20 protein-coding genes are annotated in these 20,442 nt (G+C 65.6%); 12 read left to right on the forward strand and 8 right to left on the reverse strand.

The window, feature by feature from the left end; all coding sequences use genetic code 11:
* Positions 1–52 precede the first annotated feature (52 nt).
* A complete protein-coding gene (locus BRAGE_RS0124190; protein WP_027558608.1) occupies positions 53–1,126 on the reverse strand; it encodes a tartrate dehydrogenase in 1,074 nt (357 codons plus the stop codon).
* 155 nt (positions 1,127–1,281) lie between these two features.
* Between BRAGE_RS0124190 and BRAGE_RS0124195 the strand changes: the two genes are divergently transcribed.
* Both BRAGE_RS0124195 and BRAGE_RS0124200 read left to right on the forward strand, forming a co-directional pair.
* Positions 1,282–2,058: an SDR family oxidoreductase gene (locus tag BRAGE_RS0124195; protein WP_027558607.1), complete on the forward strand. Its 777-nt coding sequence runs from the start codon at positions 1,282–1,284 to the stop codon at positions 2,056–2,058.
* Between the two features lie 146 nt (positions 2,059–2,204).
* Positions 2,205–3,623: an amidase gene (locus BRAGE_RS0124200; RefSeq protein WP_027558606.1), complete on the forward strand. Its 1,419-nt coding sequence runs from the start codon at positions 2,205–2,207 to the stop codon at positions 3,621–3,623.
* A gap of 54 nt (positions 3,624–3,677) precedes the next feature.
* Here BRAGE_RS0124200 and BRAGE_RS0124205 read toward each other — a convergent pair whose 3' ends face one another.
* The 3 genes from BRAGE_RS0124205 to BRAGE_RS0124215 form a co-directional block, all read right to left on the reverse strand.
* Positions 3,678–3,890 (reverse strand): hypothetical protein, encoded by a 213-nt coding sequence (locus tag BRAGE_RS0124205; protein ID WP_027558605.1) that lies wholly within the window; start codon positions 3,888–3,890, stop codon positions 3,678–3,680.
* A gap of 123 nt (positions 3,891–4,013) precedes the next feature.
* Positions 4,014–5,123 (reverse strand): amino acid ABC transporter permease, encoded by a 1,110-nt coding sequence (locus tag BRAGE_RS0124210; protein WP_027558604.1) that lies wholly within the window; start codon positions 5,121–5,123, stop codon positions 4,014–4,016.
* A 2-nt stretch (positions 5,124–5,125) separates the two neighbouring features.
* Entirely contained in the window at positions 5,126–6,313 is a 1,188-nt protein-coding gene (locus BRAGE_RS0124215; RefSeq protein ID WP_027558603.1) for an amino acid ABC transporter permease, read from the reverse strand.
* Between the two features lie 87 nt (positions 6,314–6,400).
* On the opposite strand from BRAGE_RS0124215, the gene BRAGE_RS0124220 reads away from it, so the two are divergent.
* Genes BRAGE_RS0124220 through BRAGE_RS0124235 form a run of 4 tightly spaced genes read left to right on the forward strand, consistent with a single transcriptional unit; the run spans position 6,401 to position 10,344 of the window.
* A complete protein-coding gene (locus tag BRAGE_RS0124220; protein ID WP_027558602.1) occupies positions 6,401–7,273 on the forward strand; it encodes a MurR/RpiR family transcriptional regulator in 873 nt (290 codons plus the stop codon).
* Positions 7,274–7,276: 3 nt separating this feature from the next.
* Entirely contained in the window at positions 7,277–8,626 is a 1,350-nt protein-coding gene (locus tag BRAGE_RS0124225) for an aspartate aminotransferase family protein (RefSeq protein ID WP_027558601.1), read from the forward strand.
* Positions 8,627–8,638: 12 nt separating this feature from the next.
* Entirely contained in the window at positions 8,639–9,649 is a 1,011-nt protein-coding gene (locus BRAGE_RS0124230; RefSeq protein ID WP_027558600.1) for an amino acid ABC transporter substrate-binding protein, read from the forward strand.
* Positions 9,650–9,705: 56 nt separating this feature from the next.
* Positions 9,706–10,344, forward strand: a complete 639-nt coding sequence (locus tag BRAGE_RS0124235; RefSeq protein WP_027558599.1) for an aspartate/glutamate racemase family protein — start codon at positions 9,706–9,708, stop codon at positions 10,342–10,344.
* Here the strand turns inward: BRAGE_RS0124235 and BRAGE_RS0124240 are convergent.
* Entirely contained in the window at positions 10,341–10,988 is a 648-nt protein-coding gene (locus tag BRAGE_RS0124240; RefSeq protein WP_027558598.1) for a TetR/AcrR family transcriptional regulator, read from the reverse strand. The two genes, BRAGE_RS0124235 and BRAGE_RS0124240, sit on opposite strands and share 4 nt — an antisense overlap.
* 155 nt (positions 10,989–11,143) lie before the next feature.
* On the opposite strand from BRAGE_RS0124240, the gene BRAGE_RS0124245 reads away from it, so the two are divergent.
* The 5 genes from BRAGE_RS0124245 to BRAGE_RS0124265 all read left to right on the forward strand — a co-directional run bounded on the left by BRAGE_RS0124245 (position 11,144) and on the right by BRAGE_RS0124265 (position 15,921).
* The gene (locus BRAGE_RS0124245; protein WP_027558597.1) at positions 11,144–11,353 is read left to right on the forward strand and encodes a ferredoxin; all 210 of its coding nucleotides are present in this window, start codon (positions 11,144–11,146) and stop codon (positions 11,351–11,353) included.
* Between the two features lie 62 nt (positions 11,354–11,415).
* On the forward strand, positions 11,416–12,639 hold the full coding sequence (locus BRAGE_RS0124250) for a cytochrome P450 (protein WP_027558596.1): 1,224 nt from the start codon (positions 11,416–11,418) through the stop codon (positions 12,637–12,639).
* A gap of 31 nt (positions 12,640–12,670) precedes the next feature.
* The gene (locus BRAGE_RS0124255) at positions 12,671–13,993 is read left to right on the forward strand and encodes an MFS transporter (RefSeq protein ID WP_027558595.1); all 1,323 of its coding nucleotides are present in this window, start codon (positions 12,671–12,673) and stop codon (positions 13,991–13,993) included.
* An 18-nt stretch (positions 13,994–14,011) separates the two neighbouring features.
* Positions 14,012–14,671 carry a sulfite oxidase-like oxidoreductase gene (locus tag BRAGE_RS0124260; RefSeq protein ID WP_027558594.1) on the forward strand — a complete coding sequence of 220 codons (660 nt, stop codon included), beginning with the start codon at positions 14,012–14,014 and terminating at the stop codon, positions 14,669–14,671.
* A 26-nt stretch (positions 14,672–14,697) separates the two neighbouring features.
* Positions 14,698–15,921: a bifunctional alpha/beta hydrolase/OsmC family protein gene (locus tag BRAGE_RS0124265; protein WP_027558593.1), complete on the forward strand. Its 1,224-nt coding sequence runs from the start codon at positions 14,698–14,700 to the stop codon at positions 15,919–15,921.
* Positions 15,922–15,930: 9 nt separating this feature from the next.
* Here the strand turns inward: BRAGE_RS0124265 and BRAGE_RS0124270 are convergent, their stop codons facing one another.
* Complete coding sequence (locus BRAGE_RS0124270; protein ID WP_181411691.1) at positions 15,931–17,343, reverse strand: PLP-dependent aminotransferase family protein; 1,413 nt, start codon at positions 17,341–17,343, stop codon at positions 15,931–15,933.
* A gap of 113 nt (positions 17,344–17,456) precedes the next feature.
* On the opposite strand from BRAGE_RS0124270, the gene BRAGE_RS0124275 reads away from it, so the two are divergent.
* Positions 17,457–18,371 (forward strand): DMT family transporter, encoded by a 915-nt coding sequence (locus BRAGE_RS0124275; RefSeq protein WP_027558591.1) that lies wholly within the window; start codon positions 17,457–17,459, stop codon positions 18,369–18,371.
* Here the strand turns inward: BRAGE_RS0124275 and BRAGE_RS0124280 are convergent.
* Both BRAGE_RS0124280 and BRAGE_RS0124285 read right to left on the reverse strand, forming a co-directional pair.
* The gene (locus tag BRAGE_RS0124280; protein WP_027558590.1) at positions 18,350–19,405 is read right to left on the reverse strand and encodes a YeeE/YedE family protein; all 1,056 of its coding nucleotides are present in this window, start codon (positions 19,403–19,405) and stop codon (positions 18,350–18,352) included. The genes BRAGE_RS0124275 and BRAGE_RS0124280 overlap by 22 nt on opposite strands.
* Positions 19,406–19,407: 2 nt before the next feature.
* Positions 19,408–20,412, reverse strand: coding sequence for a quinone oxidoreductase family protein (locus BRAGE_RS0124285; protein WP_027558589.1), 1,005 nt, complete (start codon positions 20,410–20,412; stop codon positions 19,408–19,410).
* Between the last annotated feature and the right edge of the window lie 30 nt (positions 20,413–20,442).

Here is a 20,442-nt window from a genome sequence, read left to right on the forward strand (position 1 = left end):
CGCCGCTGCGCGGCGAGCCACCCTCTCCCGCAAGGGGAGAGGGTGAGGAGCCTCAATCCACCATGTCCGCGACCGCCTTGCCGCAGGCCGTAGTGTCGGCGTTGCCGCCGAGATCCTTGGTCCGCAACGTGCGTTCGGCCAGCGTGCGCTCGATCGCCTCGACGATCGACTTGCCGGCAACCTTCTCGCCGAGATGCTCGAGCATCATCGCGCCCGACCAGATCATGCCGATCGGGTTGGCGACGCCCTGCCCTGCGATATCAGGCGCCGAGCCGTGCACCGGCTCGAACACCGAGGGGAAATCGCCCTCGGGATTGATGTTGCCCGACGGCGCGATGCCGATGGTGCCGGTGCAGGCCGGGCCGAGATCGGACAGGATGTCGCCGAACAGGTTCGAGCCGACCACGACGTCGAACCAGTCCGGATGCAGCACGAAGTTCGCGGTGAGAATGTCGATGTGGTACTTGTCCCACTTCACGCCCGGAAACTTCTTGGCCATCGCCTCCACGCGCTCGTCCCAATAGGGCATGGTGATGGAGATGCCGTTGGACTTGGTCGCCGAGGTCAGGTGCTTCTTCGGCCGCGACTGCGCGAGCTCGAAAGCGAATTTCAGGATGCGGTCGACGCCGGTGCGGGTCATCACCGTCTGCTGCGTCACGAATTCGCGGTCGGTGTCCGGGAACATGCGGCCGCCGACCGAGGAATACTCGCCTTCAGTGTTCTCGCGCACCACCCAGAAATCGATGTCGCCGGGCTTGCGGTTCGCCAGCGGCGACGGCACGCCGGGCATCAGCCGCACCGGGCGCAAATTCACGTACTGGTCGAACTCGCGGCGGAACTTGATCAGCGAGCCCCACAGGGAGACGTGATCCGGAATCTTGGCCGGCCAGCCGACCGCGCCGAAATAGATCGCATCGTGCTTGCCGATCTTCTCCTTCCAGTCGTCGGGCATCATCTGGCCGTGCTTCTCGTAATAGTCCCAGGACGAGAAGTCGAAATGATCGAATTGCAGCGAGACGCCGTGCTTCTTCGCCGCTGCCTCCAGAACGCGCAGGCCTTCGGGCATCACTTCCTTGCCGATGCCGTCGCCGGGAATGACTGCGATCCGGTATTGTTTCTTGCTCATCGAGAAAGTCCTTGGTTGGTCCGGCGGCCGCCGCGTTTTGACCGCACTGCAATGGACCAAAGTCGCGGGCAGCGCAACGCTGCACTGCAATGTTGACCATGGCGCGGCCGAGCGCCTACTGATTTCATCTTGTTCCCATCCTTGCGAGTACTCCCATGGATCTGCATCTGCGTGGCAAACGCGTCCTGATCACAGGCGCGTCCAAGGGCATTGGCGCAGCCGCCGCCGAGGCTTTCGCTGAAGAAGGCGCGCACCTCCTGCTCGCCGCCCGCAGCGGCGACCAGCTCAAGGCGCTGGCGGAGCGCCTGCGTTCTGCGCACCAGATCGACGCCGCGACCAGTGTCGTGGACCTGCGCAAGGCCGAGGACGTTGGGCGGCTCGCCAGCGAAGCCGCCGACATCGATATCCTTGTCAACAATGCCGGCGACATTCCAGGCGGCTCGATCGACAAGATCGACGAGGCGACCTGGCGCCACGCCTGGGAATTGAAAGTATTCGGCTACATCAACCTGACGCGGCAGATCTACGCGCAGATGAAGGCCAGGGGTGGCGGCGTCATCGTCAATGACATTGGTGCCGCCGGCGAGAAGTTCGACGCCAACTATATCTGCGGCAGCGCCGGCAATGCCGCGCTGATGGCCTTCACCCGTGCGCTCGGGGGAAAAAGCCTCGCCGACAACATTCGCGTGGTCGGCATCAATCCCGGCCCGGTCGGCACCGACCGCCACGTCACCCTGCTCAAGACCCGCGCAAAGCACCAGTTCGGCGACGAGAGCCGCTACAAGGAATTCCAGAAGAGCCTCCCGCTCGGCCGGCCTGCGCATGCGCGCGAGATCGGCGATCTCATGGCGTTCCTGGCGTCGGATCGCGCGGGCTATACGTCCGGCGTGATCTACACGGTGGACGGCGGCATCAGCGCCGGTTGGGGTTAAACTAACATAGAGCATCGAGCGTCGTCGTTCCGGGGCGATGCGAAGCATCGAACTATGGTGCGCAATTGCGCACCTGAGAATCTCGAGATTCCGGGTTCGCCCTCCGGGCGCCCCGGAACGACAATCAATTGATAGGAGTAAAACACTTGTCTCAAGACCTGATCCGCGACACCGCCTGCACCGTCGTCGACAAGCTGCGTTCGGGCGATGTCTCGCCGCTCGAGCTGCTGGATGTGGTGGAGAAGCGCGTCAGGGAGGTCGACGGCAAGGTCAACGCGCTGCCGACGCTGTGCTTCGATCGCGCGCGCGACAATGCCAAGGCGTTGATGCAGAAGCCGGCCGGCGCGCGGGGGCTGCTCGCCGGCCTGCCGGTTCCGATCAAGGACCTGACCGACGTCGCGGGCGTCCTGAACACCCAGGGCTCGCCGATCTTCAAGGATAACATCCCCGCAACGTCCGACCTCATGGTCGAGAACCTCGAGGCCAACGGCGCGGTGGTCTACGCCAAATCCAACACGCCGGAATTCGGTGCCGGCGCCAACACCTTCAACGAGGTGTTCGGCGCGACGCTCAATCCCTGGGATACGTCAAGGTCGGCGGCCGGCTCGTCCGGCGGCGCCGCCGTGGCGCTCGCCACCGGCATGGCCTGGCTCGCGCAGGGCTCCGACATGGGCGGCAGCTTGCGCAGCCCGGCGGCATTCTGCGGCGTCGTCGGCATGCGGCCGAGCATCGGCCGCGTCGCGCATACCCCGAAATCGGCGATCGACCGCAATCTCGGGGTGGTCGGCCCGATGGCGCGCAACGTCGAGGATCTCGCGCTGCTGCTCGACGCCATGAGCGGTGATTATGCCGCCGACCCGCTGTCGCTGCCGGCGCCCCTGACCTCGTTCCTGTCCGCCGCGCAGTCGGGCAAGAAACCGAAGCGCATCGCCTATTCGCCCGATCTCGGCATCACGCCGGTTGATCCCGAGGTGAAGGCGATCACGCGCAAGGCAGCGGAGCGTTTTGCCGAAGCCGGCGCCATCGTCGAGGAGGCGCATCCGGATTGGCGCGAGGCCCATGAATGCTTCCACGTGTTGCGCGCTTTCGATTTTGCGATCACCAAGGCCAACCTGCTGCGCACCAAGCGCGACCTGCTCAAGCCGGAGGTGATCTGGAACATCGAGGAAGGCCTCAAGCTCACGGTCGAGCAGCTCGCGCGCGCCGAAGCGCAGCGCGTCGGCATGACCGCACGCGCCATCGAGTTCTTCAAGACCTATGACCTGTTGCTGACGCCCACGACCATCGTGCCGCCCTTCCCGATCGAGCACCGCTATGTCGCCGAATGCGCCGGCAAGAAGTTCGAGAACTACGTCGAATGGCTCGGCATCGTCTACGCGATCACGCTTGCCTGCTGCCCGTCGCTATCGCTGCCCTGCGGCTTCACCGCCTCGGGCCTGCCGGTCGGCGTGCAGGTCGTCGGCGCCCCGCGCGCGGATGCGCAGGTGCTCGCCGGCGCAAAGGTGCTGGAGGACATTCTGGGCCTTCGCGGCACCACGCCGATTGACCCGAAGGTCAAGGCATGATGCGGGCCGCACCGGGGGACCTTAGCCGTCCCCCGATGCCGGCATCCGCGTGCCCTAGTCGTTTGCTTTCGGGCCGCCGTGATATTGATGCGCATCGTAGCCCGCATCCTCCGACATAGCCGTGTAAGCCATGGAGCCCGGATGGACCTGCGACATCCGGACAGCCGCTTCCGAAGCCATGGATGGATGGTGCACCACGTCGCGGGCGTCGGCAGCGGAGCAAAGCGCGACCAGAACGGCCGACGCGGCGAGAACGGATTTCATCATGATTTGACGTGCCTCGTGTTGAAGCCCACCAGCAAACCAGACGTGGGTTTCGCAACGTAGGATTCCCAGTCTGAATCGGTGCTCCTGCTATAGGCGCGGCATAAACATTTCGTGCTCCCGGATTTACCTCGAAGCGGTGTGAGCCTCGAGGCTCCGGCTGTAGCGCGACATCGCGAAGCAAAATACGAAATAGATCGCGGCAACGAAGATGTAGACTTCCACGGAAAACTGCTGCCAGGCCGGATCGATGATCGCGGTTTTCGCCGTGGTCAGCAGGTCGAAGATGCCGATGATCAGGACGAGACTGGTGTCCTTGAAGAAGGCGATGAAGGTGTTGACCAACGGCGGGATGACGTGGCGGATCGCCTGCGGCAGGATGATCAGCCGGTGCTTGCGCCAATAGGACAACCCCAGCGCATCCGCCGCTTCATACTGCCCGCGCGGCACGGCCTGGAGGCCGCCGCGAATGACTTCGGCGAGGTACGCGCCCGCGAACAGGATGATCGCGATCTGCGCTCGCAAGAGCTTGTCGATGTTGAAGCCGGCAGGCATGAACAGCGGAAACATCACGCTCGCCATGAACAAGAGGCTCACCAGCGGCACGCCGCGGATCAGCTCGACATAGAGCACGCTGAGCGAGCGGATCGCCGGCAGTTTCGAACGCCGGCCGAGCGCGACCAGGATGCCGAGCGGAAAGCCGAACGCCAACCCGAACGTCGCCAGGATCAACGTCACCGGCAGGCCGCCCCAGCGGTCCTGCGAGACGAAGGAGAGCCCGAACACCCCGCCCCACATCAGCACGCTGATCAGGGCCAGTGCCCCGATCCAGAGATAGACCAGCTCGCGCCGCCAGAGGACGCGACGGGTCGAGAGATAATACAGCGCGATGAACAGCAGCACCGACAGCGCCGGCCGCCACTGCTCGTCGAACGGATAGGTGCCGAACAGGATGAAGCGGTATTTTTCGGGGATGATCGCCCAGCAGGCGCCGATGCCGCGCGCGGCACGACAGGCGCTGGAGTCATTGGCCGGCGTCAGCCAGACCGCATTCGCGATGCCCCATTGCACGAAGCTGAAGATGCCCTTGGCGAGCAGCGCCAGCAGCACGACCGTGAGAATGCCGTTCGGGATCGACGAGAACAGGTTGGTGCGCAGCCAGCGCAGCACGGGGTTACCGGCTTGCGGACGCCGGGCTGCACGTGGTGCATCGGGGATGTCGGTGATCGCGGTCATGCTCAGCGCTCCACCAGCGCGATGCGCGCATTGTACCAGTTCATGAAGAAGCTGATGGACAGGCTGATGGTCAAAAACACCGCCATGATCAGCGCGATCGCCTCGATTGCCTGCCCGGTCTGGTTCAACGTGGTGTTGGCGACCGAGACCACGTCCTGGTACCCGATCGCGACCGCGAGCGAGGAGTTCTTGGTGAGATTGAGATACTGGCTCGTCATCGGCGGCACGATGACGCGCAGCGCCTGCGGCAGGATGATCTGCCGCAGCATGAAGCTGCGGCGCAGGCCCAGCGCATTGGCGGCATCCCACTGCCCGCGCGGCACCGACTGGATGCCGCTGCGCACGATCTCGGCGATGAACGCCGAGGTGTAGGTGACGAGCGCGATCAGCAGCGCGAAATATTCAGGCGCGAGCGTGAGCCCGCCGACGAAATTGAAGCCGCGCAGCTGCGGCCATTCGATGGTCCAGGATACGCCGAGCACCAGCGAGACGGCCACAGGCAGCGCGACGATGAGGCCAATCGCAAACGGCCAGGCCGGCCGCGGCTTGCCGTCGCGCATCTGCTCCGCGATCAACCGTCGCCGGATCAGATAGAATAGGGCTAGCCCAAGCACGGCCGTGCCGAGCACCCAGAGCTGCGGCAAACCAACCGGGATGGCCGGCAGGATCAGGCCGCGATTGGACAGGAACACACCCTCGACCGGCCGCCACGCTGCGCGCGCGGCCGGCAGCGCCTGCATCAGCACGTACCAGAACAGGAGCTGGAGCAGCAGCGGAATGTCGCGCAGCGTTTCGACATAGACGGCGGCAAGCCGCGACAGCAGCCAATTCGCCGATAGCCTGGAGATGCCGATCAGCGTGCCCACGATGGTGGCGAGCACGATGCCGATCACGGCGACGCGCAGGGTGTTGGCAACGCCGACGACGAACGCCCAGAGATAGGTATCCCTAGGACTATAGGGGAGCAGGCTGTCGGCGATGGGCATGCCGGCCTCGCGGCCGAGGAAGGCAAAGCCTGTGGTGATGCGGCGCGCCGACAGATTGGTGACGGTGTTGGACCAGAGGAAGGCGATGACCGCGACCGCGATCCCGACCACCAGCACCTGCCAGAACAGGCCCTTCAGCTCGCGGGGGCCCCACGCACCGAACAGGCGGCGGCGCGGCGGCGGTCTTGGCGTGTCTGATGTCACAGCACAAAAATCCTTCTCAAAAGCAACGATTTCCGGCGGCGCACGTCAACTGTTGCACCAATCCAAGATTCATGCAACAAATGTTTCATGGCCGAGCCCGCGAAATCCTCGCCGCTGAGCGAACTGCGTATCGCATTGCCATCGCTTCCCCTGCGCCTGCAGGAGGTCGGCCGCTTCGTCGCCGCCAATGATTACGACGCCACCACCCGTTCGATGCGCGATCTGGCCGCCGAAGCCGGCGCCGATCCCGCCGCGTTCACGCGGCTTGCCAAGGCGATCGGCTATTCCGGCTGGGACGAGCTCCGCGCGGCGCTGACCGAAGCGCGGCGGCCGTCACAGACCTCGCCGTTCTCCGCCAGGGCGAAGGGCCGGCGTCATGGCCCCAACGCCGATGTCGCGCTCGTCATCGACAAGCTCGCGGCCGAAGGCGCCGGCCTGCCACGCATTCCGGCGCAGCCGATTGTGGCCGCAGCCCGCGCGCTGCACGACGCCAAGCGGATCTGGATCGCCGGCTACCGCAGCTGCCGCAGCGTCGCTGAGCTCTTGAACTACGAGCTGCGGCTATTCCGCCCGGAGCAGGTACAGCTCGTCGGCGCGTCCGGACCCGACGATCTCGATCTCGGCGCCTTCCGTCCCGGCGAAGCCGTGATCGTCGTCGGCTTCCTGCCCTACACGAACGCGAGTGTGCGCGTCGCGCAAGCCGCCCATCGCGGCGGCGCAACGCTGATCGCGATCGCGGACAGCCTCTCGGCACCGATGGCCGAGGGCGCCGACCAGGTGTTGCTGTTCGAAGCGGCTTCGTCCCCCGGCTTCTTCCCGAGCCTCACCGGCGCCATCGCCATCGCGCAATCGCTCGCCGCAGTGACGTTCTCGCTCGGCGGCACCGCCGCAAAGAAGCGCCTGGAACATACCGAGGCGCGCCTCGCCGCGGCCTCCACCTACGTCTCAGAGAAAGGTTGACCCATGAGCACCCGCACCAGCCGCGTGCTGCACCGTTCGCTCCGCGAAACGCCACCCAAGGCGATCGGCGGTGAAGGCGTCTATCTCTTCGCCGAGGACGGGCGCCGCGTGATCGATGCCTCCGGCGGTGCGGCGGTCTCCTGCCTCGGCCACCAGCATCCGCGCGTGATCGCGGCGATTGCGAAGCAGGCCTCCACGCTGGCCTATGCCCACACCGCGTTCTTCTCATCCGAGCCGGCCGAGGCGCTCGCGGAGACGCTGGTCGGGCACGAGCCCGGCGGTCTCGCCTACGCCTATTTCGTCAGCGGCGGATCGGAGGCGATCGAAGCCAGCATCAAGCTGGCGCGGCAATATTTCATCGAGCGCGGTGAGCCGCAGCGGCAGCATTTCATCGCGCGGCGGCAGAGCTATCACGGCAACACGCTCGGCGCGCTCGCCGCCGGCGGCAATGCCTGGCGCCGCGCACCCTATGCGCCGCTGCTCTCGGCCGCGTTCAGCCATGTGACGCCGGCCTTCGCCTATCACGAGAAGAACGACGGCGAGTCGGATGCGCAGTTCGTCGCGCGCCTTGCCGCGGAGCTGGAGGCCGAGTTCCAGCGCCTCGGCCCGAACAGTGTCGCGGCGTTCCTCGCCGAGCCCGTTGTCGGCGCCACCGCCGGCGCGGTGACGGCGCCGGACGGCTACTTCAAGGCGGTGCGCGAGATCTGTAACCGGCATGGCGCGCTGCTCATTCTCGACGAGGTCATGAGCGGCATGGGCCGCACCGGCACGACGCATGCCTGGGAGCAGGAAGGCATCTCACCTGACATCCAGGCGATTGCAAAGGGTCTCGGCGGCGGCTACCAGCCGATCGGCGCGATGCTCGCGAGCAGAGAGATCATCGATACCATCCGGTCCGGCTCCGGCGCGTTCCAGCACGGCCACACTTATCTCGCCCATCCCCTCGCCTGCGCAGCCGCGCTTGCGGTGCAGGATGTGATCCGCGAGGACCGCCTGCTCGATCGCGTGAGGGAGCGCGGCAAGCAGCTCGAGCAGCGGCTGACCGAGCGATTCGGCAATCATCGCCATGTCGGCGACATCCGCGGGCGCGGCCTGTTCTGGGCGATCGAGCTCGTCGCCGATCGGGCCAGCCGCACCTCGTTCGACCCAGCGCTCAAGCTGCACCAGAAGATCAAGGCGGAGGCCTTTGCTAACGGGCTCGGCTGCTATCCCGGCGGCGGCACCGTGGACGGCGTCCGCGGCGACCATGTGCTGCTGGCGCCGCCCTATATCGCCTCGGCGGACGAGATCGATCAGATCGTCGACAAGCTCGGCACGGCCGTCGACAACGTGTTGCGTAGTGTCAATCACTGAGGGGAGAGTAGAATGAGGAAAGTGGTTATCGCAGCGGGCGTGCTCGCGGCATCGACGGTTGTCGCATCGGCGGCGACGCTGGACACGGTGAAGAGCCGCGGCACGCTGGTGTGCGGCGTCAGCGCCGGCTTCGCTGGTTTCTCGGCACCGGACTCGCAAGGCAATTACAAGGGTCTCGACGTCGACTATTGCCGCGCGCTCGCCGCCGGCGTGCTCGGTGATCCCAGCAAGGTGCGCTACGTCTCACTGACGGCGCAAAACCGCTTCACAGCCCTGCAATCGGGCGAAATCGATGTGCTCTACCGCAACTCGACCCAGACCTATTTGCGCGGCGTGACGCTGGGCCTGCGCCAGGGTCCGATCAATTTCTACGACGGCCAGGGCTTTGTCGTGAAGAAGGACCTCGGCGTGAAGGAGCTGAAGGACCTCAAGGGTGCCACGGTCTGCGTCGCGCAGGGCACCACGCATGAGGTCACGCTCGGCGATTACGGCCGGGCCAACGGCATCGACTGGAAGCCGCTGGTGTTCGACCGCGTCGACACCATGTACCAGACCTTCTTCGGCGGCCGCTGCGATGCCATGACCCAGGATGCCTCGGCGCTCGCCGGCGCCGTGACGACCGCCGCACCGAACCCGGCCGATTACGTCGTGTTGCCGCAGACCATCAGCAAGGAGCCGCTCGGCCCCTTCACCCGCAACGGCGACGAAGTCTGGAGCGACATCATCACCTGGCTGCATTACGGCCTGATCGAAGCCGAGGAGCTCGGCGTCACGCAGGCCAATGTCGAGGAGATGACGAAGTCGCAGACGCCTGCGATCCAGCGGCTGTTGGGTGCCTCCGGCGATCTCGGCTCGCGGCTCGGGCTCGACAACAAATGGCTGGTCATCGCGATCAAGGCCACCGGCAATTACGGCGAGATCTACGAGCGCAATGTCGGCAAGGCGAGCCCGCTCAAGCTCGAGCGCGGCCTCAATGGCCTCTGGAGCAAGGGCGGCTTGATGTACGCGGTGCCGTTCAAATAAAGAGCTCTCACCCAACCCTCTCCCCGCAAGAACGGGGAGAGGGAGAAGAGATGATCATGCGCATCGCCCTGATCCACGCCCTCAAGCACTCCATCGCCCCGATCGAGGCGGCGTTCGCGCAGGCGTGGCCGGAGGCGCGGCTGATGAACCTGCTCGACGACAGCCTGTCGGCGGATCTGGCGCGCGACGGCGAGCTCAATGATGCCATGACCGAGCGTTTCCTTGCGCTCGGCGACTATGCGGCGGCGACCGGAGCAAATGCGATCCTGTTCACCTGCTCGGCCTTCGGTCCCTGCATCGAGGCGGTAGCGCGGGCGCATGCGCCGATGCCGGTGCTGAAGCCGAACGAAGCCATGATCGAGCGTGCCGTGACGATGGGCAAGCGGATCGGCCTGCTCTCGACCTTCCCGCCGACGTTGGTGTCGATGCCGCCGGAGTTTCCCGCCTCCGTCCAGATCGTGCCGAAGCTCGCCGAGGGCGCGCTGGCGGCGCTCGATCGCGGCGACCGCGCCACGCACGACCGGCTGATCGCGGAAGCCTCGCGCGACCTGCACGATTGCGACGTCATTGCGCTGGCGCAGTTCAGCATCGCGGCGACTGCGCCGCTGGTTGCGGAGGCGACCGGCCGTCCCGTGGTGACAACGCCAGACAGCGCGGTCGAGAAGCTGATGCGGCTCTTGAAGGCGAAAACCTAGGCGCCAGCCTTCTTCTGGCGCCGCGCGTCCTTGATCGCAACCGCGAGCGCGGCCTTCGTCTCGTTGACAAAATCCTCGACCAGCTCCTCGCGCGTGGCGTGCGCCGACTCGCCCGTGAACAGGCCCTGCTCGGCCAGCATCACCACGCCGTGCAGCGCGGCCCAGATCTTCAGCGCCTGCCGCTCGCGCAAATAGCCGACGGCGGGCGCTTCCAAGGCTTCGATCACGAGCCCGAACGTCTCGCGCGTCGCCGCGTGCAGCTCGCTGCCCTTGGCCGCGCATGACACGATGCGGGATGCGAACATCAACCGGTAGGTGCCGTTGCGGCGCAGGCCGAAATCGAGCGTCGCCTGCGCCAACCGCGACAGTTTCGATTGCTTCGACGGCTTCGCCATCGCCTCGCGCAGGATCGTACTGAGCTGGCGGAACGCTTCGGCCGTCGCCGCCGCAAGCAGCGCCTCGCGATCCGCGAAGTGCCGGTACGGCGCCGGCTGCGAGACGCCGAGCTGCTTTGCCAGCGCCTTGATGCTGATCGCTTCAGCCCCGCCCTGCTCCGCCTCTCGGAGCGCGGCCTTGATCAGAGCGTCGCGGAGATCGCCGTGATGGTAGGTCTTCTCGGGCTTGCGGGCGAGTTGTGAGCGCATGTTGCGGTCAAGCCTATAAGTTTGCCCTTGACAGGGGAAGCCTGTCGCGAATGTAATATCATATAACTTAGAATAAGCCGCAAATGTCGCGGACAAGATTGACACGAGGAACGCGCCGCCCTTCGGGCCCGGCGCATACGACCGAGGAAGCCGCCATGACAGAGCGACTGAGGGTTCACGTCGATCCCGACAAGTGCCAGGGCCACGCACGCTGCAAGGCGCTGGCGCCGGAGCTGTTCGAGCTCGACGAATACGGCAACGCCCATGAGGCTGGCGATGGCGTCGTGCCGCCGGGCCTCGAAGACAAGGCCTGGCTTGCCAAATCCAACTGCCCGGAAATCGCAATCGATGTGATCGAAGAGTAGCGGGGACCTCCCCCCGCGCCCCGCGTGCTTTCAGTGAACACGAGCTACAAGGGATTTTCGAGATGTCCGACGTCAGCCAGCCCGCCGCCCATCCGCCCGTGACCGACTGGGTCCATGATTTCGACCACACCGACCCGCAATGGACCGACGACCCCTTCCCGATCTGGGAAGAATTGCGCGCCGCCAGCCCCGTCGTACATACCGACCGCTTCCTCGGCTGCTACATGCCGACGACCTATGAGGCGGTACGCGCGATTGCCAACGACACCGAGCATTTCTCCTCCCGCCGCATCATCGTCCGCGACGTGCGGCCGGAGATCACCAGCAAAAACGCCGCCCCGCCGATCACGTCCGATCCGCCCGTGCACAAGCCGGCCAAGCAGCTGCTGCTGCCGCCTTTCACGCCGGACGCGATGAAAAAGCTCGAGCCGCGAGTGCGCGCGATCTGCAACGAGCTGATCGACGGCTTCATCACCGAAGGCCGGATCGACGCGGCGGAGCGCTACACCAAGCATATCCCGGTGCGTGCGATCGCACATATGCTCGGCATTCCCGAGACCGACAGCGATCTCTTCATCAACTGGATCCACATGATCCTCGAGCTCGGCATCAAGGACGAGAACGTGCTGCTCCAGGCCGTGCAAGAGATGAGCGCCTATTTCAGCGGACACATCGAGGCGCGCAAGAACAAGCCCACCGACGACCTCATCTCCTATTTGATGAATGCGAAGGACAAGGAGGGCAATCCGCTCGAGGATTCCCATGTGCTGGGCTCGCTGCGGCTGCTCCTGATCGCCGGCATCGACACCACCTGGAGCGCGATCGGCTCCTCGCTGTGGCATCTCGCCAAGACGCCTGTTGACCGCGAGCGGCTGATCGCCGAGCCCGGGCTGATCCCGACTGCGGTGGAGGAACTGCTGCGCGCTTATTCGCCGGTGACGATGGCCCGCGAGGTGGTCAAGGAGACCACGATCTCGGGCTGCCCGGTCAAGACGGGCAACATGGTGCTGCTGTCGTTCCCGGCCGCCAACCGCGACCCGAAAATGTTTCCGGACGCTGACAAAGTCGTGATCGACCGCCGCGAGAACCGCCACGCCGCCTTCGGCCTCGGCATCCACCGCTGCGTCGGTTCCAATCTTGCGCGCATGGAGATGCAGGTTGCGCTGGAGGAATGGCTGAAGCGGATTCCCGACTTCCGGCTTGATCCGGCAGGCACCGTGACCTGGTCGCAGGGCACGGTGAGAGGCCCCCGCCAGTTGCCATTTTTGCTGGGAAAGGCGATGTAGGCCTTTTCCAGGACCAACGGAGAGGCCGGACGTGACTGAGCAAGCAACCCAACCGGCCTCTGACCACTTCGACATCGCCGACGCCGAGCGGCGGATCAAGGCGATCTTCATCGGCTCGATCGGCAATCTCGTCGAGTGGTACGACTTCTACGCCTACACCGCGTTTGCGCTCTATTTCGCCCCGGCGTTCTTCCCCGGCAACGACCCCGTCGTACAGCAATTGAATGTCGCCGTGGTGTTCGCTGCGACCTTCTTGATGCGCCCCCTGGGCGGCTGGTTCTTCGGCTACCTCGCCGACCATTTCGGCCGGCGCATCTCGCTGACCCTGTCGGTCGTCTTCATGTGCTTCGGCTCGCTGATCATCGCGGTGACGCCGACCTATGCCTCGATCGGTCTTGCCGCCCCGGCCATCCTGGCGGTCGCGCGCGTGATCGAGGGCTTAAGTCTTGGCGGCGAATACGGCGCCAGCGCCACTTACCTGAGTGAAGTTGCCGATCCCAGGCACCGCGGCTTCTATTCCAGCTTCCAGTACGTCACGCTAATCGGCGGCCAGCTCACCGCGATCATCGTGCTGTTGCTCCTGCAAAAGGTGTTCCTCACGCCAGAGGAGCTCAAGGCCTGGGGCTGGCGCATCCCGTTCGCGATCGGCGCGGCGCTCGCGATCTTCGCCGCCGTGATGCGGCGCGGCCTGCACGAGACCGAGGCTTTCGAGGAAGCCAAGAAGGTGGTGAAACCAACGGGCTCGCTCGCCAATCTGCTGCGTTACCCGCGCGAGCTGTTGCTCGTGGTCGGCCTCACCGCTGGCGGCACCGCGGCGTTCTACACCTTCACCACCTATATGCAGACCTTCGTCAAGCTCTCGGTCGGGCTGACCGAGGACCAGACCACTTTCGTGATCTTCGGCACGCTGATCTTCGCGACCATCCTGCAGCCGATCTATGGCGCCATCTCGGACAAGATCGGTCGCAAGCCGCTTTTGATCTTCTTCGGCGTCGCCGGTACGCTCGCCACCGTGCCGCTGCTGATGACGTTGAAGGAGACCAAGTCGCCGTTCATGGCCTTCATCCTGATCTGCTGCGCCTGGCTGTTCGTCGCCGGCTACACCTCGATCAACGCGGTGGTGAAGGCCGAGCTGTTCCCGACCAATGTCCGCGCGCTCGGCGTCGGCCTGCCCTATGCCATCACGGTGTCGATCTTCGGCGGCACGGCTCCTGCGATCGCGCTCTATTTCAAGAGCATCGGACACGAGGACTGGTTCTATTACTATCTCGCCGGAATCATCTTCCTGTCGCTGATCATCTACTCCACCATGCGCGACACCAAGCACGCCTCGGCGATGCATCGCCACGAGTAGCCCATTCACGAGTAACCCATGGCCGACGAGACGCCATCCGACAGCAAGCTGACGCGCACCAAGGAGAAATGGGCGCGCGAGGGCCGCTTCCTCACCGGCAAGGTCACGCGGCCGGAGGACCAGCGTCTGCCGCCGGGCCAGCATCTGACACAAGACTGGCCGGTGCTCGATCTCGGCGTCGTGCCGCCGGTGTCGCGCGAGCGCTGGCGGCTCGACGTCTATGGTGCGGTCGACAATCCCGTGTTCTGGACCTTCGCCGAATTCGCCGCGCAGAAGCAGGCGCAATTCACCTCCGACATCCACTGCGTAACCACCTGGTCGCGCTACGACAACCTTTGGGACGGCTTCGCGACGCGCGAGCTGCTCACGGCCTGCCAACCGCGCGAAGATGCACGCTTCGTGGTGCTGCATTCCTATGATGGCTACACCACCAACCTTGCGCTGGAAGATTTTGCCGCCGAGGACGCGCTGCTCGCCCATAGCTGGTCAGGCCAGCCGCTGTCTGACGAGCATGGCGGCCCGGTGCGGCTGGTCGTGCCGCATCTGTACTTCTGGAAGAGTGCAAAGTGGCTTCAGGCCATCGAGTTCCTCACCGAGGACGCGCCGGGTTTCTGGGAAGTCCGCGGCTATCATAACCGCGGCGATCCCTGGGCCGAGCAGCGCTATTCAGACGATTAGACTTCGAACAAGAGCGGGGGAGAATCATGGCAACGGAGCGCTTCCAATTCACCGGCGAGGGTGGCCATCAGCTCGCGGCCGCACTGGAGTTGCCTGACGGCGAGCCCACGGCTTACGCGCTGTTCGCGCACTGTTTCACCTGCGGCAAGGACACGCTGGCGGCCAAGCGCATCTCGGTTGCGCTCGCCGCAAGGGGCATCGCCGTGCTCCGCCTCGACTTCACCGGGCTCGGCTCCAGCGAAGGCGATTTTGCCAATTCGACCTTCTCCTCCAACGTCGCCGATCTCGTGCGCGCCGCCGATCATCTGCGCAGCGTCCGCAAGGCGCCATCGATCCTGATCGGCCACAGCCTCGGCGGCGCCGCGATCCTCGCGGCCGCCGGGAAGATCCCCGAAGCCAGGGCGGTCGCGACCATCGCGGCGCCGTCCGATCCAGCGCATGTCACGGGGCTGTTCAAAGACCATCTCGACAACATCCGCGCGCAGGGCGAGGTCGAGGTGTCGCTCGCAGGGCGCCCGTTCAGGATCAAGCGCGAATTCCTCGACGATATCGTCGAGCACGAGCTGATGAAGGACGTCACCGGCCTGCACAAGGCGCTGTTGGTGTTGCATTCGCCTGTCGACGACACCGTCGGCATCGACAACGCCACGAAGATTTTTCTTGCGGCAAAGCACCCCAAGAGCTTCGTCTCGCTGGATCACGCCGATCATCTGCTGACCAAGCCGGCCGACGCGCTCTATGCAGCCGACGTGATCACGGCCTGGGCGAGCCGTTACATCGACACGGCGACACCTGCAAAGGCGATGGACCTCCCCGAGGAGCCGCGCAGGGTTGTGGTTCAGGAGACCCGCGAGAGCAAGTTCAACCAGATCATCACCGTGGGGCCGCATCATCTGATCGCGGACGAACCGAAGGCTGCCGGCGGCGAGGATGCTGGCCCCGGCCCGTACGATTTCCTGCTCGCCGGTCTAGGTGCCTGTACCTCCATGACCATGCGCCTCTATGCCGATCGCAAGTCGCTGCCGCTCGATCGCGTCACGGTGACGCTGAAGCATTCGAAGATCTACGCCAAGGACTGCGCGGAGTGCGAGACGCGCGACGGCATGCTCGACCAGATCGAGCGCGACATCGCAATGGACGGCGCGCTCGATGCCGAGCAGCGCAAGAAGCTGATGGAAATCGCCGACAAGTGCCCGGTGCACCGGACGCTGACCTCGGAGATTCGCATCGTGACGAAGGCCGTGGAGTGACTTGGCGCGCTAGAAGCACGACGCCATCGTCCGCAGCGCCGCGCTGATCTCGCTCTCGCGCCAGGCTGCGAAGCCGAGCAGCAAGCCGTGATCGCGCGGCCGGCCGAGCGCAAGACTCGATAGAGCGCGCGTCTCAACGCCTGCGGCGACCAGCCGCTTCACGGCCGCCTGATCGGCCCGGCCGCGCTTGAGGCGCGCGACGAGCTGGATGCCTCCGGAGGGCACCTCGACCGAAAGCGCCTCGCCGAGATGACGCTCCAGTCCCGCGGCGAGATGATCGCGGCGGGCGTGATAGAGCCGGCGCATCCGGCGCAGATGCGCGAGGAAGTGCCCGTCGGCAATGAACTCGGCCAGCGCCTCCTGGATGTGGCTGGACGCGATCAGTCCGATGTGCCGCTGCGCGATCTCGAGGGTGCTGACCAGCGCCGGCGGGACGACGAGATAGCCGAGCCGGATATCGGCCGTCATCGCCTTGGCGAAGGTGCCGACATAGAAGACACGGCCATGGGCATCGAGCCCTTGCAGGGCCGGCACGGGGCGGCTGTCGTAGTGGAATTCGCCGTCGTAATCGTCCTCGACGATCCAGGTCTTGCCGGGCTTGCTTGACCTGAGAAATTCGGTGCGGCGCGCCAGCGACATCAGCCGTCCCGTCGGATGCTGGTGCGATGGCGTCATGAAGATGAGCCTCGGGGCCGGCAATCCCGGCATCCGCTGCATGCCCTGCTCGTCCAGCCTGACGCCGGTCACGCGCGCGCCGGAGGCACGGAAGGCCGCCGCCGCGCCGGGATAGCCGGGATCCTCGACCCAGACCTCGTCACTGGGCGAGATCAGCGCAGCCGCGATCAAGGTCAGCGCGGCCTGCGCGCTCGGCAGGATCAGGATCTGGTCCACCGTGGCGCGAACGCCCCTGCTCGTCGCGAGATAATGCGCGAGCGATTCGCGCAGGCGCGGCCGGTTGATCGGTCCGAGCTCGCGTCTGGCCGCACGCACGGCACTGCGGCGCAGGCAGCGCGCCCAGACCTCGTTCGGAAACTCCCTGGAATCGCCGTGCCCCGGACGCAACGGTTTCAGCGGCGCCTGATAGGACATCGGCCAGTCGGTCTGCTTGAGCTTTGCTGCCCACGGCGAGAGCCGCGGCTTGCCGGTGCGCGCACCCGCGGCGCTCGCCCCTTTGCCGGGCTCGCCGCCATCGACCGTTACGACCGGACGGCGACCATGCGATGCCTCGAGATATCCCTCAGCGGCGAGCTGCTCGAACGCATAGGTGACGGTGTTACGCGACACGCCGAGATCGGTTGCGAGCCGGCGGCTCGACGGCAGCACACTGCCTTTGCCGAGACGGCCGCTCGCGATCAGGCGGCGGAGCTGGCTGGTGAGCTGTGCCATCAGCCCCTGCTCGTCGGCCCGGTTCAGGGCGATCATGGCGGAGATCACACCACCCAAGACTGGCACTTTGTTATTCTCCAATCTGGCCCTTTTTCAGGTGCCAGCGACGATGCTATCCGGCGCACTGGACTGCTTCAAGGACCTACGAGATGAACTCCCTGTCACCCCGCGCGGCCATCGGCCTGTTCCTGATCGTCGTCGTGGCCTGGGGCGTGAACTGGTCGGTGACGAAGCAGCTCGTCCAGTTCTTTCCACCGCTCTGGACGTCAGCGATCCGGAGCTGGATCGCGCTGGGCGGATTGTTCGTGATCCTCGGACTGAGCAACAATCTGGTCATCCCCGAGCGGCGCGACATCCCGGTGGTCCTGAGCGTGGCGCTGCTGCACATGACGGTGTTCTCGGTCCTGGTTGCGGCCGGTGTGCGCTTCCTGCCCGCGGGCAAGGCCATCGTGCTCGGTTACACCACGCCGCTCTGGGTCGCGATCGCCGCGCCCATGCTGGGGAAGGACACGCTGACCGCGCCAAAGCTCGCCGGCGCACTGCTCGGGCTGATCGGTCTTGCCGTGATCCTGAACCCGACATCGATCGACTGGACCAATGCCAACGTCCTCATCGGCGCCGGGATGGTCATCCTCGCCGCGATGTCCTGGGCGGCGAACATCATCTATATCCGCGCGCATCGCTGGATCGCATCGCCGCTCCAGCTTCTGATCTGGCAGGTGCTCGTCGCGACGATCGTGCTGACGGGGTCAGCGCTGGTCACAGATGGCCTGCCACACGCGGAATGGTCGTGGAAGCTCGTGCTGCTGTTCCTGTATTCCGGCCTGATCGGAACGGCGCTGGCCTATTGGGCGATGTCGATGGTCAACAAGAGCATCTCGGCGCTGACGACTTCGCTCGGCACCACCGGGACACCGCTCGTCGGCATCGCCGCCGCCGCGATCCTGCTGGGTGAGCCGATCGACATCAGCCTTGCCGTTGCGGCCGGACTGATCGTCACCGGCATTGGTCTTGCGACACTGGGCGACCGGCTGCTGCGCGGTCAGGCCACCGCGAGCGGCTGAACGCGCAACACGCCGCGCAGACCTGCCGTGGTGCCGAGCAGGATGCCGGCGACGGCAATGAACGAGCCCAGTGCGAGCGTCGATAGGCCCGTAAGCCCCTGCCCGATCGAACAGCCGAACGCCATCACGCCGCCGATGCCCATCAGCGCAGCGCCACCACCTGAGCGCAGCATGTGGCGCGGCGAGGAATAGCCTTCGAGATGGAACCGGCCGGTGGCGAGCGCGGTGACTAGGCTACCGCTGAAGACGCCGGCGACCGTCGCGATGCCGAAGTTGAGCGTCAGGCCGGTCGAGAGCATCGCGTATTGCAGGCTGTCGGCGATCGGCGCGATGAAGGTCAGCGACGTCACCGGAACAGGGTTGAAGTCGTCGGCACCGAGATGGCCGGTGACGTACCAGCCGCCGGCGACGAGGAGACCGACGATGATGCCCGCTGCGATCTGGCCCGGCGAGCGCCGGAACGGCGGATGAGCCAAGGCGAACAGGACCAGGGCAAGAACGATCGTGGCACCGGCTAGCGCGCGCGCAACCACCTCCGTGAGTCCGAGCGTCGTCAGCAGTGACGGCAGCGAGTTCGCGCTGACGGTCGTCTGCGAAGACTGCACCATCGCGATGCGCGCAGGTGCGATCAAGCCCTTCAGCGTCATCTGCGCGGCGATGCCGAGCACGATCACGACGACGAAGGAGCGGAGATTGCCGCGGCCGAGCAACACCAGCGCACGCGAGCCGCAGCCGTTCGACAGCACCATGCCATAGCCAAACAGCAGGCCGCCAAGGAATAGCACCGGCACCGAGAAGGTTGGTTGCAGGTAGATCGACTTGCCGAGATCGACCGTGCCGTTGCCGGCCAGGAACTGGCTCGCGGCGATCGCGACCGCGATTGCCAATGCATAAGAGCGCACCAGCCGCCCGTCTCCCTTCGTCAGCCAGTCGCGCATGCTGCTCATCAGGCAGAAGCCGCTGAGCAGCCCGACGCTGCCGTAGATGAGGCCGATGACCAGGCCGGCGAGAATGACGGGTTGGGTGGATTCCATCGCTACGGCTTCAGGATCACACGGTCGCGCGACGAGCCGGCGACGGCAGTGTACGCCTCCCTCGCGCGCTCCAGCGGATAGATCGCATTCGCCTTGATCGGGAATGGCTTGAGGTGACTGCTCGCAAAGCCCGGACCGAGATCGCGCAGCACCGCGCCGGTCGCCGCCGAGGACAGGCCGAGCGTATCGATGCCGACATAAGTGTGCTGGCCTCGGTAGAATTCGAGGATGTTGAACTGCACGATGCGATCGATCGCGGCGATCAGGATCTGGCGGCCCCGAAGAGCAAGCGACTTGTGCGCGGCCTGGAAATAGGGATCGCCGACGGTGTTGAAGACGATGTCGGCCCCCTTGCCGCCGGTCAGTTCGCGCACGCGCGTGGCGACGTCCGTTGCGGAGGCGTCGATCACCTCGATGGGCGCGTTGGTGTGGCCTTCATAAGCTTCCGCCTTGCGCACCACGCCGATGACGCGCGCGCCCTGCCAGGTCGCGATCTGCACCGCGGCCTGACCGACCTTGCCGTTCACGCCGAACACCAGCACCGTTTCGCCGCTCTTCGGAATGCCGGCACGGCGAAAGCCTTCCATCGCGGTGACGAAGGGCACGCCGATGCCGGCGGCCTCCTCCCAGGACACCGTCTTCGGCTTCTCCACGACCGCATCGGCCTCGACGACGAGATGGCTGGCGTGGGTGCCGTCGCGGCGAATGCCGAGATCGCCGGAGGAGCCGAACACTTCCCGGCCAATCGTGCTGGCCGGCCCGTCGACCACCACGCCGGCGTAGTCGCGGCCGGGCGTGCGCGGGAACACGGCATAGGGCATCAGCCCTGTCGCAGCCTTGACGTCGGACGGATTGACGGCGGCAGCCTTCACCTCGATCAGGAGATCGTTCGGCCCGCGCGCCAGCGTATGGTGCTCGACCACCGGCGCAAGCGCGGCGGCATTTTCGGCCTTGGCATTGAGGCGCACGCAACGCGCTTCGATGGACTTGGTATCGGCTGACGACATGGAAAGACCCGCGATTTCTCGCGGGCCTTG

The sequence above is a fragment of the Bradyrhizobium genosp. SA-4 str. CB756 genome, assembly GCF_000473125.1.
GTDB classification, from domain to species: Bacteria; Pseudomonadota; Alphaproteobacteria; order Rhizobiales; family Xanthobacteraceae; genus Bradyrhizobium; species Bradyrhizobium arachidis.